General features: G+C 74.9%; 8 protein-coding genes. 6 read left to right on the top strand and 2 right to left on the bottom strand.

Annotated elements, in window-relative coordinates:
• Window positions 1–21: 21 nt before the first annotated feature.
• The 5 genes from SVTN_RS31990 to SVTN_RS31970 all read left to right on the top strand — a co-directional run bounded on the left by SVTN_RS31990 (window position 22) and on the right by SVTN_RS31970 (window position 9,073).
• On the top strand, window positions 22–1,035 hold the full coding sequence (locus SVTN_RS31990; protein ID WP_041132222.1) for an SPFH domain-containing protein: 1,014 nt from the start codon (window positions 22–24) through the stop codon (window positions 1,033–1,035).
• Complete coding sequence (locus tag SVTN_RS31985; RefSeq protein ID WP_041132221.1) at window positions 1,032–1,931, top strand: NAD(+)/NADH kinase; 900 nt, start codon at window positions 1,032–1,034, stop codon at window positions 1,929–1,931. The genes SVTN_RS31990 and SVTN_RS31985 overlap by 4 nt, the downstream gene beginning before the upstream one ends.
• A gap of 757 nt (window positions 1,932–2,688) precedes the next feature.
• On the top strand, window positions 2,689–3,540 hold the full coding sequence (locus SVTN_RS31980; RefSeq protein ID WP_041132220.1) for a GNAT family N-acetyltransferase: 852 nt from the start codon (window positions 2,689–2,691) through the stop codon (window positions 3,538–3,540).
• Between the two features lie 550 nt (window positions 3,541–4,090).
• A complete protein-coding gene (locus tag SVTN_RS31975; protein ID WP_174518303.1) occupies window positions 4,091–5,857 on the top strand; it encodes a S8 family serine peptidase in 1,767 nt (588 codons plus the stop codon).
• A gap of 225 nt (window positions 5,858–6,082) precedes the next feature.
• On the top strand, window positions 6,083–9,073 hold the full coding sequence (locus SVTN_RS31970) for a helix-turn-helix transcriptional regulator (protein WP_041132219.1): 2,991 nt from the start codon (window positions 6,083–6,085) through the stop codon (window positions 9,071–9,073).
• 322 nt (window positions 9,074–9,395) lie between these two features.
• Here SVTN_RS31970 and rox read toward each other — a convergent pair whose 3' ends face one another.
• Together rox and SVTN_RS31960 are read right to left on the bottom strand one after the other, a co-directional pair.
• A complete protein-coding gene (gene rox / locus SVTN_RS31965) occupies window positions 9,396–10,823 on the bottom strand; it encodes a rifampin monooxygenase (RefSeq protein ID WP_041132218.1) in 1,428 nt (475 codons plus the stop codon).
• 165 nt (window positions 10,824–10,988) lie between these two features.
• Window positions 10,989–11,798: a caspase family protein gene (locus tag SVTN_RS31960; RefSeq protein ID WP_041132217.1), complete on the bottom strand. Its 810-nt coding sequence runs from the start codon at window positions 11,796–11,798 to the stop codon at window positions 10,989–10,991.
• A gap of 212 nt (window positions 11,799–12,010) precedes the next feature.
• Here SVTN_RS31960 and SVTN_RS31955 point away from each other — a divergent pair, with 212 nt between their 5' ends.
• A complete protein-coding gene (locus SVTN_RS31955) occupies window positions 12,011–12,904 on the top strand; it encodes a DNA/RNA non-specific endonuclease (RefSeq protein ID WP_041132216.1) in 894 nt (297 codons plus the stop codon).
• The last annotated feature ends 112 nt before the right edge of the window (window positions 12,905–13,016 follow it).

Raw genomic sequence — 13,016 nt, 5'->3', positions numbered from 1 at the left:
CATGACGACAAGGGGGTTTCCATGGCCGACATCACCCGGCGGGCAGGCTGGCGCCATCTGCGCTCCGCACCCACCGCCCACATCCGCCACCAGCGCCGCGGCCGGCTCGTGCACGACGGCGAGGGGCTGAGCTTCTGGTTCCGGCCGCTCACCGCCGCGCTCTCCGAAGTGCCGGTGAACGACCGCGAGCTCGCGATGGCCTTCCACGCCCGCACCGCCGACTTCCAGGACGTGAGCGTGCAGTCCACCGTCACGTACCGGATCGGCGACCCGGGCGCGGCGGCCACCCGGCTCGACTTCTCCATCGACCCCGACACGGGCGCGTGGCGCGGCACACCGCTCGAGCAGCTCGCCACCCTCCTCACCGAGACCGCCCAGCAGCACGCCCTCGACGTCCTCGCCCGCACCACGCTCGCCGCCGCGCTCGTCGACGGCGTGGCGGCGGTACGGGACCGCATCGCGGCCGGACTCGCCGCCGAGCCGCGCCTGCCGGACACCGGCATCGAGGTCGTCGCGGTCCGGGTCGTCGCGATCCGCCCCGAGCCGGAGGTCGAGCGCGCCCTGCGGACCCCCGCGCGGGAGCAGATCCAGCAGGAGGCCGACCGGGCGACGTACGAGCGCCGCGCGGTCGCCGTCGAGCGGGAACGCGCCATCGCCGAGAACGAGCTCGCCAGCAAGATCGAGCTCGCCCGGCAGGAGGAGCGGCTCGTCGAGCAGCGCGGCACCAACGCCCGCCGCGAGGCCGAGGAGAACGCGGCCGCCGACGCGGTACGGGCCGAGGCCGAGGCCCTGCGGAAGGTCCGGCTCGCGCGGGCCGAGGCGGAGGCGGCACGGGAGGTCGGCGAGGCGCGCGCCGGGGCGCAGTCCGCGTGGCTGCGGGCGCACGCGGAGGCCGACCCGGCGGTCCTGCAGGCCCTGGCCGTGACCCGGGCCGCGGAGAACCTGCCGCGCATCGAGCACCTCACGCTCTCCCCTGACGTGCTGACCGGGCTGCTCGCCAAGCTGGGCGGCGGCGAGGGCGGGGCGCGGCCGTGAGCCTCGCGCCGCGCGCGGTGCTCGTGCACCGGACCACGGAGTACGAGGAGCTGCTCGCCCGGCACGGCACGCACGGGCAGGCCGCGTTCTTCCTCGCCGCGCGCGGCCGCTCCGTCGACGCGGTGCGCGAGCGGCACGAGCGGACCCGGCGGGCGCTCGCCGAGGTGGCGGGCGCGGTTCCGCTGACGTGGCGCCAGACGCGGGTCGAACGCGCCGATCTGGACCGGTTCCTGTTCGGCCCCGAGGACGTCGTGGTCGTGGTGGGGCAGGACGGTCTCGTCGCCAACGCGGCGAAGTACCTGACGGGGCAGCCCGTCATCGGCATCGACGCCGACCCCGGACGCAACCCGGGCGTCCTGGTCCGGCACCGGCCGGACCGGGCGCGGCGTCTCCTTCCGTACGCGGCGGGGGCCGGGGCGGCGGTCGACGAGCTGACGATGGTCGAGGCCGTCACCGACGACGCGCAGCGGCTCCTGGCGCTGAACGAGATCTATGTCGGTCCGCCGGGCCACCAGACGGCCCGCTACTCCCTCGCGCTCGACGGCACGGACGTCCCGCCCGAGGCCCAGGCCTCCTCGGGCGTCCTGGTCGGCACCGGGACGGGCGCCACGGGCTGGCTCCGCTCCCTGTGGGAGCAGCGCTCCAGCACGCTCGCCCTGCCCGCGCCCTCGGACGCGCGGCTCGCCTGGTTCGTCCGCGAGGCCTGGCCGTCGCCGACGACCGGCACCGCCCGCGTGGAGGGCCTGCTGGAGGCGGGCCGGGGCCTGCGGCTCACCGTCGAGTCGGACCGGCTGGTCGCCTTCGGTGACGGCGTCGAGTCGGACGCCCTGGAACTGACCTGGGGCCAGACGATCCGCCTGACGGTGGCGGGCTCCCGCTTGCGGCTGGTCCACTGAACACCCGCCACCGCGTTGCGGGCCTACGCCCACCGGGCCGGCGCCCCGCCCGTTGCGGGCCGGCGCCCGCTGCGGCCTGCGCCCCGCCGTTGTGGGCTGCGCCCGTCCGGGTCGGTGCCCCCGCCGCCCCCCCGTTGTGGGCAATCGTTCCGCTGGGGCGGAACGGGTGGGCACAACGGACCCACGCCCTGCCGGCGCCCGAGGCTTCCGCGCCTGAACCCGCACCACGTCGTGCGGCGCCGCTGGGGTGCGGGTCCAGGCGCGGAACGCGGAGGCGCCGCTGGGGGCGCCGTCCCGTGTGCCCACCCGTCCCGCCCCAGCGGGACGATTGCCCACACGGCGGTGCGCACCGCCCGCCCCGGCGCGGGGCCACACGGCGGGGGCACCGGCCTGCCGGGCGCGGGCCCACACGGGCGCGGGGCACGGGCCCACACGAGGCGGGGCGTGGGCCCACACGGGCACGGAGCGACGCCCAGCACGGGCGCGGGCCCACACGCAGGCACCGGGCAGCCGGGGGCGGGCGCAGGCACGCGGGGTGGGGCGCGGGCCCGCACGGGGCTCGGGCCACACGGGGCGGGGCCCCCACGGGGCTCGGGTCGCACGGGGCGGGGGCGTCGCCCCCACGGGCGCGGCTGTCGGCCGTGCGGCCGGAATCGATCGGCGTCGGGCCTGCGGGCGACCGCACGGCGTTATGCTCGGCGCGCTTTGCCCGGGTTCCGACCACTCGGGCTCCCGCCGGTCGTCGAAGGGCACCCCCATGACCTCGCTGTCCGTCTCGTCCGCCACCCCGCAGGAGTGGGCGCTCGTGCGGTCCTGGGCCGCCGAGGAGGGCTGGAACCCCGGTCTCTCCGACATCCCGGCGTTCTTCGCGCAGGACCCCGCCGGCTTCTTCCTCGGCCGGGTCGAAGGGGAGCCCGTTTCCGCCATCTCGGTCGTCAACTACGACGACTCCTACGCCTTCCTCGGCTTCTACCTCGTCCGCCCCGAACTCCGCGGTCTCGGCTACGGCCTGGCCACCTGGCGGGCCGGCCTCGCCCACGCGGGCGGCCGGGCCGTCGGGCTCGACGGGGTGCCGGCGCAGCAGGACAACTACCGGCGCTCCGGCTTCACCACGGCCTACCGCACCGCGCGGTACGTGGGCGAGGTCCCCGCCCCCGCCCGCCCGGTGGCCGGCCTGGTGGCCGCCGAGCGCGTCGACCGGGTCGCCCTCGCCGCGTACGACGGCCTCTGCCACCACGCCGACCGGCCCCTGTTCCTGGACGCCTGGCTCACCACTCCCGGCCATCGAGCGCTGGCCCGGGTCGTCGACGGGCGTCTGACCGGGTATGGCGTGGTTCGTCCCGCCGAGGACGAGGCGCGTGTGGGGCCTCTGTTCGCGGACACCCCGGCCGACGCGGCCGCCCTCCTCGACGGGCTCGCCGCCGAGGCGCGGGAGTTCGGCGCGGCCCGGATCGCGGTCGACATGCCGGAGGCGAACCCGGCGGCGGCCCTGCTGGCCCAGGAGCGCGGTCTGGAGCCGACGTTCGAGACGGCCAGGATGTACACGGGCCCGGTCCGCCCAGTAGCCCGCGAGCGCGTCTTCGGCGTCACCACGCTCGAACTCGGCTGATCCGCCACCCCCGTACGAACCCGGCCGACCCGCCCCCGTACGACCCCGGCCGCCCCACCACCCCCGCCCCCGAACAGACCCGTGACGGCGCGTACGGTGCCCGCCAGGGCGTCCCGTGACGGACTCCCGTCCCTCGCGCGCCAAACACCTTCCCCCCAGGGGTCCTCGGGGCCCCTCAGCCCCTCCCCCTCGCCGGACCCCTGCCACCCCTTGAGGGGGGACAAGGGTTTTCCCCGTATCGGGTTCACCCCCCCGTTCCCTACTGTCCTCCGCACCGGCAGATATCATCCCCCGAGCGCACCCTGACAGGTGCATGCGGAGGGTGCTGTCCGCCGGTGGCGGCCTTGACCCGGGCCGTCGCGCCGGTGGCGGCGCACGGGCCCCCCAAGCCCAGGGAACCTCGGACGCGACCCCACTTCGCCCCGTGCGTCCCCGCGCCGCCGCCACTGCTCCGCAGTTACGTCGTACTCGAAAGGGCCACACCTTGAACGGTTCCAGGCGGAGAGTCATATCCGTGGTCGCGAGCGCCGCGATCCTCGGTGCCGCTGCCATGACTTCCGGGGCGTTCGCCGCAACCCCGGTCGCTGCCACCCCGAAGCCGGCTCCGGCTTCGCAGGCGATGCGGGCGCTTCCCAACGCCCCCGTCGAGAAGGTGATCGTCACCTACAAGAGCCGGACCCCCGAGGCCGGTTCCAACACCGCCGCGAAGAGCGACACGGCCGAGAAGGCCGCGAAGACGGGCGAGAAGCTCTCCTTCGAGCGCCGCCTCGCCGGCGGTGGCGCCCTGGTGAACCTGGGCGGCAAGGCGACCAAGCAGGACGTGACCGAGGTCATGAACGCGTTCCGCGCCGACCCGGCCGTCGCCTCGGTCGAGCCCGACATCCGCGCCTACGCGATGGCGGTCACCCCCGACGACACCGACTACGCCAAGCAGTGGGACCTCTTCGAGCCCACCGGTGGCATGAACGTTCCTGCAGCCTGGGACAAGGCCACCGGCTCCGGCGTCACCGTCGCCGTCATCGACACCGGCTACGCGGCCCACTCGGACCTGGCGGCCAACGTCATCCCCGGTTACGACTTCATCTCCACCGCCGCCGACGCCCGCGACGGCAACGGCCGCGACGCGGACTCGAAGGACGAGGGCGACTGGAACGCCACCGACGGCGAGTGCGGCACCGGCTCCACCGCCTCGAACTCCTCCTGGCACGGCACCCACGTGGCCGGCACCATCGCCGCGGTCACCAACAACACCAAGGGCATCGCGGGCATCGCGTACAACGCGAAGATCGAGCCCGTGCGCGTGCTCGGCAAGTGCGGCGGCTCGTCCTCCGACATCGCCGACGCGATCACCTGGGCCTCCGGCGGCACCGTGCCGGGCGTCCCGGCCAACCCGAACCCGGCCAAGGTCATCAACATGAGCCTGGGCGGCGCGAGCGCCACCTGCCCGAGCGTCTACCAGACCGCGATCAACGGCGCCGTCTCGCGCGGCACCACCGTCGTCGTCGCCGCGGGCAACAGCAACGCCAACGCCTCCGGCTTCACGCCCGCGAACTGCACCGGCGTCATCACCGTGGCGTCGACCAACCGCGCCGGCAGCCGTTCGTACTACTCCAACTACGGCACCATCGTGGACGTGGCCGCGCCCGGCGGCGAGACCCGCAACGCCACCGACACGCCCGGCACCGTCACCACCCCCGAGAACGCGATCTACTCGACGCTGAACTCGGGTCTGACGACCCAGTCGACCGAGACGTACAAGCCCTACCAGGGCACCTCGATGGCCGCGCCGCACATCGCCGGCCTCGCCGCCCTGCTGAAGTCGGCCAAGAGCACCCTCACCCCGGCCGAGATCGAGTCCGCGATCAAGAACAACGCCCGTCCGCTGCCCGGCACCTGCACCGGCGGCTGCGGCACCGGCATCGCCGACGCCGCGAAGTCCGTGAACGCGGTCCTCAACACCACCCCGCCGAGCGGCACCGTCTTCACCAACGCGACGGACGTCCAGATCCCGGACAACACCACCGTGACGTCCTCGATCAACGTCACCGGTGTCACGGGCAACGCCCCCGCCACCCTCAAGGTCGGCGTGGACATCAAGCACACCTGGCGCGGAGACCTGGTCGTCGACCTGGTCGCCCCCGACGGCACGGTGCGCAACCTGAAGACCTCGTCCTCCTCGGACAGCGCCGACAACGTCATCGCCACCTACACGGTCGACGCGTCGAGCGAGGTCGCCAACGGCACCTGGAAGCTCCGGGTCCAGGATGTGGCCACGGGTGACACCGGCTACATCGACTCCTGGAGCCTCACCTTCTAAAGCACCACCGCACCACCCCTGAACCACCCCCCACATCAGCATCTTTGCTGGTCAGCGACGCGCCCGTGGTCTACACCACTGGCGCGTCCTGGCGTTGTGGGAGCGTGCGCGGTCCAGGCCCCCTGTCCGTATGTCGGACAAGGGCCCTGGACTGTGCCGGTGGGCTCCGTATCCTCTGCGCACGGGGTCCATGGGCCGGACCCGAGGGGCCGGAGGTGGTGGACAGTGACGACAGCTCCGCAGAGCCCTGCTCCGGTGGGCCGGGAGGAACTCCTCACCCGGCTCGAACGCGCCCTCCACACGCGGGGCCGCGCCCTGCTCACCGGACCCGCCGGCGTCGGCAAGACCGAGGTCGCCCTCGCCGAGGCGGCCCGCGCCGAGGCGCGCGGCGAGACCGTGCTGTGGCTCGCGACCCTGCCGTCCGACCGCGAGATACCCGGGGCGGCCGCCGCCGCGCTCGTGGCCTCGGTGGCCGCGACCGTGACCTGGCCGGGCCTCGGCACCAGCCGCCCCGAACCGCCCGGCTCATCCGCCCCCGCCGTCCCCGCGTCCGAACCGTACGCGGCCGACGCGGCCGTGGACGTGCTCAGCCCCGCCGCGCTCGCCTCCGGGATCCTCACCTCCGGCGTGCTCAACTCCGGGATCTTCTCCTCCGGCGTCTTCGACCAGCTGCCGGGTCCCCAGCGCACCGCCGTCGCCATGCTCTGCCGCGAGGCGCCGATCGAGGCGGGCGGCTGGGACCCGATCGCGCTGCGCCTCGGCATCGCCCGGATCCTGCGCGCCCTGACCTGCCGCGGCCCCGTCCTGGTCGTCGTCGACGGGGTGCAGAACGTCGACGCGGACAGCGCGGACCTGCTCCGCTTCGCCCTCCACCTGGCCCCGCCCGCGCTGCGGGTGGTGGCGGTGGAGACCCCCGAGCCGTACGCCGAGGCCCACTATCCGTACCGCGAGGGCCACCGCTCCGAGGACCCGCACGCCGCGCACCTCTGGGTTCCGTCCGAGGCGGACGTGCTGCGCGTCCCGCCGCTGCACGCCGACGAGATCGCCGAACTCCTCATCCACCACCGGCTGCCCTCCCGCATGGCCGGCCGCATCCACCGCGCCAGCGGCGGCAACCCGCGGCTCGCACTCGCCGTCGGCCGCTCGCTCGCCGACGCGCGGACCCCCGTGCACCACGCGGAGGCGCTGACGCTCTCGGGCCGCGCCCGCGACCTCGCCCGCCAGCTCCTGGGCGCCGCGCCCCCCGCCGTACGCGAGACGCTGCTGCTCGCCGCGCTCGCGCTGCGCCCCTCGGCCACCCTGGTGCGCCGCGCCGGGCGGCCCACCGCGGAGGCCGACCTCGCCGCGGCCGAGCGGGCCGACCTGGTGTCGCTCTCCGAGGACGGCTCGGTGACCTTCACCGCCGGACTGCTGCCCTCCACCCTGGTGCACGACGCCTGTTGGGCCGAGCGGAGCGCCGGGCACGCGGCGCTCGCGGAGGTCGTGGACGACCCCGTCGAGGCGGTACGGCACCGGGCGCTCGCCACCGAGCGGCCGGACGAGGAGCTGGCCGGCGAGGTCGCGGCCGCCGCCGACCTGGCCCGGCGGCGCGGGAACAGCGCGCTCGCCGCCGAACTGGCCCTGCTCGCCGCCGAGTCGACGCCGGGACGGCACGGGACGCGGCGGATCGCGCGGCTCGTCGACGCCGCCGAGGAGGCCGCCCGCGCCGCCCGCGCCGACCTCGCGATGCGGGCCGCGACCGATCTGCTCGCCCGGGACGCGGTGCCGTCCGACCGGGTCAGGGCGCGGCTCGCCGTGCTCGACACCGCGGGCCAGGGGCTCACCGGGCTCGACGAGATGTACGTCCACGCCATGGAGGACTCCGAGGGGGACACCGCCCTGCGGGCCGCCGTGCAGCTGCGCCTCGCCGTCAAGTACGTGCTCGCGGACGGCGATCCGGAGCGCTCGCGGACGGCGGCGGTCGAATCGGCCGCGCTGGCCTCCTCGATGGGCGATCCCCGGCTCGCCGCGCAGGCCCTGACCGTGCAGGCGCGGATGGAGCGGGCCCTCGGCTTCCCGGACGCGGAGACCGTGCTCGCGCAGGCCCGCGCCCTGGAACGGGCCGAGCGTCCGCTCGGCATCCGCAACGCCGCCCAGATCCTGACGATCCGTCACGCCCTCTTCGACGACCGGCTGAACGACGCCAGGGACGAGCTGAACGCGCTGCTTCCGCTGGTCCAGCGGCGCGGCTCGGTGGAGGACACGATCGAGCTGTTCTCCACGCTCGCCGCGATCGAGTCCCGCAGGGGCGCCTGCGCGGCCGCCCTCGCGCACGCGGGGCAGTCCCTCGCGCTCACCCTGGAGGCGGGCCTCTCCCCCGGTCCCGCCTGGTACACGCTCGCGCTCGCCGAGACCGCCGGCGGCAGCTTCGCGCGGGCCGCGAGCTATGCCCGCCGCAGCGTCCAGGCCTCGGAGGAGGAGGGCGACCGCGTCTTCCTCTCCCGCAGCCGGTACGCGCTCGGCCGCGTCCAGCTGATCAACGGCGACGTCGCCGCCGCCCTGGAGACCCTGCGCCGGGTCCAGGCCGACGAGCGCGCCCAGTCGACGGTGGACCCCTCGATGCTGCGCTGGCACGAGGAGCTGGCCGAGGCGCTGCTCGCCCAGGACGCGGGCGACGAGGCCCTGGCGCTGCTCGCGGAGGTGCGGCCGGTGGCGGAACGGCTCGGCCGGTCCACGGTCCTCCTCGGCTGCGACCGGGCGCACGCCCTGTGCCTGGCGGCGGAGGGCCGGACGGACGAGGCGGCCGATCTCCTCACCCGTACGGCCGAGAGCTTCGGCCGGGCCGGGCTGCCCCTGGAGCGGGGGCGGGCGCTGATAGCCCTGGCCCGGGTCGAGCGGCGCCGCCGGCGCCGGTCGGCGGCGCAGACCGCCCTGCACGAGGCGGCCTCGGTCTTCGAACGGGCCGGTGCGGCCCCCTGGCTGGCCCTCGCGAGCGAGACCCCGGCAGGCGAGGCCACCAGCCCCGGCACGGGCGGCGAGGAGTCGGTCCCCGCGCTCTCCTCGCTCACGGAGGCGGAGCTGCGGCTGGCCCGGCTCGTGGGCCAGGGCGCGAGCAACCAGGAGGCGGCGGCGAAGCTGTACCTGAGCGTCAAGACGGTGGAGGCGCGCCTGACCCGCATCTACCAGAAGCTCGACGTCCGCTCCCGCGCCCAACTGGCCACGGCCCTGCGCCCGTAGTCGACGGTACGCCGCCCCCGGCACCCGGCGGCCCCGCAGCCCGCACGACCGGCCTCCCCGGCCGAGGACCGACCACCCCGCACCCACCCGGGGCCCACCCCACGACAGGCCCGCGCCGAAGCACCCGGGCACGAGGCCCGGAAGACCGGACCGGCCCCGCGGCGGGCGCCGAAGCACCCCGCGCCCGCCGGAAGGCCGGGCCCGGCGGACCTGCGTCCGCCCGTGGGCACCACCGAGGCGGGGCGCGGCAGACCGGCTCCCGCCTGACGGGCGGCCCGGTCGACCGGTACCGGTACCGCCCGTCAGGGCGCCGCCGCCCCGGTCAGGCCGTCGCGGCGCCGAACCACTCGCCCAGGACGCCGTTCAGGCCCTCCTGGTCCTCGCCCGCCCAGACGACGTGGCCGTCCGGCCGCAACAGGACGGCGGGCGCGTCGAGTTCCGCGTCGGCGTCGACGACGTGGTCGACGCGGTCCGCCCAGCCCTCCACCGAGAGCCGGCCCGTCCGGTCGAGCAGCAGTCCGCGGCCGCCGTGCGTCAGCTCGTAGAGGCGTCCCTGCCGCAGAGGCAGGTCCCGCAGGCGCCGGCCGAGGAGTTCATGGCCCTCGCCGAGGTCGTAGCGGACGTCGACCGCGGTGATCATCCCGGTGATGTACCGGTTCACCTCCTCGAAGTCCATCAGCTTGGAGAACAGCTCCCGCAGCGCGGTCGCCCCGGGGTCGCTGCCGAGGAGCGTCATCTGCGCGCGGGTGTTCTCGACCACGCGGGCGCCGACCGGGTGGCGTTCGGCCTCGTACGTGTCGAGCAGCCCCTCCGGCGCCCAGCCGCCGACCGCCGCGGCCAGCTTCCAGCCGAGGTTGAACGCGTCCTGGATGCCGAGGTTGAGGCCCTGGCCGCCGGTCGGCGGGTGGATGTGCGCCGCGTCACCGGCCAGGAACACCCGGCCGACCCGGTAGCGCTCGGCCTGCCGGGTGGCGTCGCCGAAGCGGGACAGCCAGCGCGGCGAGTGGACGCCGAAGTCGGTGCCGGCGAAGGCCTTCAGCTGGGTCCTGAAGTCGTCGAGGGTCGGCGGGGTCGTACGGTCCTCGGCCACGCCCTCGGCGGGCACGATGACGCGGCACGCGCCGTCCCCGAGGGGCTTGAGGCCGAACCGCAGTTGGGTCTTCTGGACCTCCGCGGTGACGGCGGCGATCGTCTCCGGGTCCGCGGTCACCTCCATGTCGCCGAGGAGCGTCTCGACGGTGGCGGGCTCGCCGGGGAAGCCGACGCCGAGCAGCTTGCGCACCGTGCTGCGGCCGCCGTCGCACGCGGCGAGGTAGCGCGAGCGCAGCTCGGTGCCGTCCGCGAGCTCGACGGTCACCCCGTCCGCGTCCTGGCTCAGGCCGACCACCTCGCTGCCGCGCCGGATCTCCGTGCCGAGTTCGAGCGCGCGCTCGTTCAGCAGCCGCTCGGTGACCGGCTGCGGGGTGGCGAGACCGTACGGGTGGGCCGTGTCGAGCCGCTCCGGCCACGGCTTCATGACACCGCCGAAGAGGCCGCCGACCGAGAACTGCTCGCTGACCGCCTGGAAGCGCTCCAGGAGGCCCCGCTGGTCCATCATCTCGACGCTGCGCGCGTGCAGGCCCTGTCCGCGGGACTCCTTGGTCGGCTCGGCCAGCTTCTCCAGGACGACCACCCGCACGTCGTGCAGCCGCAGTTCGCCCGCGAGCATCAGACCGGTCGGTCCGCCGCCGACCACGATCACATCAATCATCAGTACGCCCCGTGTTTCCGCAGTTCAAAGCCGTGAGTCAGGCTTCGAGCGGAGATTCTGCAGGACGACGGGGGCCTTGCCGCAAGGCCCCCGGTGCGCTATATCTTGAGAGTGGCAAGGAGAGGTTTCCCTCCTTGCCTTTCTGTTTTCCCGGGACCGCCCGCCTCAGATGGTGAAGGGGCGCTGGTTCAGGAAGTCCGGGGACGGGGTGCCGGTCAAGTAGAGGTTCGGGCTCTGGGTCGGGGGCAGCAGGCGCTGGATGTCCCGGTGGAAGGTGCGGTAGCCGCCCCGGAAGGCGCCGTCGTTCCACACCCGGCGCAGGGCCTCGGTGAAGGCGCCGTTGACGGGGCCGTCGGCGGCGACCTGGTTGTCCTGGCAGGCCGACACGAGGAGCGCGTCGGGGGCCGTCCCGTCGGCGGGGGCCTCCTTCGCCAGGGTCTGCTGGAGGTCCTCGAACCAGCTCCGGTCGCGGTCGTAGAGCTGCCGCTGCCACGGCTCCGGCATGTAGCGGCCCGTGCTCTCCTCCGGTGCGCCGCCGGGGAGTTCGATGCTGCTGCCGCTGTGGCAGCAGTCGAAGAGGGCGACGATCCGTACGTCGTCGGCGAAGGCGCGGAAGGCGTGCTGGACCTCGTCGTCGAGGAACTGGCGGTCGTAGAACACGAGGGTCTCGTCGAGCGCGTCGGGCTCGTCGTCGGGGCCCGTGACGTCGGGGACCTGGCCGCCGTGGCCCGAGTAGCTGAAGAGCAGGATGTCGCCGGGGACGAGGCGGGCGGCGGCCTCGCGGAGCACGGAGGTGACGTTGGCGGCCGTGCCGTCCGCGGTGAGCAGGATGGTGGTCTCGAATCCGGCGGTCCTGGCCAGCCGCGCCATGTCGTGGGCGTCGTTCTCGCAGGCGTTCAGGGTGCCGTCCCAGCCCTCGTATCGGGCGGGGTCGACCCGGTTCAGTCCGATGTGCAGGGAGAGTCCGGTGGCCATGGGGTGCCTCCTCGTGCGGAGCGGAGGGGTGCCGGGGGCGGGTATGTCCGGTCAGGGGTGCGGGGGCGGGGTATGCCCGGTCGGGGACGCCGGGGGTATGCCCGGTCAGGGACGCCGGGGGGTATGTCCGGGGCGGGGACGCCGGGGCGTCTGTTCGAGTGACCGGCGGTCCGGCGCCGAGCACGACCCTCTCGGCGCGGTACTTACATCGTATGAACCCATCCGATGCACCGCTCCCTCCCGGCAGGCCGTCCGCCGCCGAGCGCCGTGCCGCCCTCGCCGGCCGCACCGGCTACGACGAGGCCTTCCTCGGCCCCGTCGTCCCGCTGGCGCTCCCGGTCCGGGACACCGTCGAGACGGTGATCCTGCCGTACACCCACTTCACCGTGGTCTTCCGGCCCGACCGGCGGCTCGCGGCCTCGACCGCGGTCTGCATCGAGGGCGGGCAGCTCCTGGAGGACGTGCCCCGGGAGGACGTCTGGGAGTTCGATCCCCGGCTGCCGGAGGAGCAGCAGGCCGGCGACGACATCTACCGCAACAACAGCCTCGACCGGGGCCATCTGGTCCGCCGCCTCGATCCCGTCTGGGGTGCGCCGGCCGTCGCGGGCCTGGCCAATGCGGACACCTTCCACTTCACCAACGCGGCTCCCCAGGCGGACGTCTTCAACCAGGGCAAGGAGCTCTGGCAGGGCCTGGAGAACTACCTGCTCGACCACGCCGCCGAGTACGACCGGAAGCTGACGGTCCTCACCGGCCCGGTGCTCCAGGACTCCGACCCGCCGTACCGGGGGCTGCAGGTGCCGATGCGGTTCTGGAAGGTGGCCGCGTTCGTCCAGGACGGGGCGCTGGCCGCCGCCGCGTACGTCCTCGACCAGAGCCCCGACCTGAGCCGGGACGCGGACCGGGCCCTGGCGGGGGCGAAGGCCGGCGCGCCGCCGCCGCTGGGCCCGTTCCGCACGTACCAGGTGCCCGTCTCGGACGTCGCCGAGATCACCGAGCTGGAGTTCGGGCCGCTGCCGGACGTGGACGTGATGCCGGTGTTCCGCGCCCCGGAGGAGCGCTGGCGGCGCCTGGAGTCGTACGCGGACATCGTGCTGCACCCGTGAGACCCCCGGGACAGCGATTGCGACCGCCCCCGCCCGGTGGAACGATGAAAGGGATCAGCCAGTCCGTCTGGCCTCGACCGGCCACGTCCGGTCACGACCGATCTCGTCCGGC

This window comes from Streptomyces vietnamensis (assembly GCF_000830005.1).
In the GTDB taxonomy this organism is placed as follows: domain Bacteria; phylum Actinomycetota; class Actinomycetes; order Streptomycetales; family Streptomycetaceae; genus Streptomyces; species Streptomyces vietnamensis.
The sequence above is the reverse complement of the archived record's forward strand: the minus strand, read 5'-3'. Positions and strand labels throughout refer to the sequence as shown.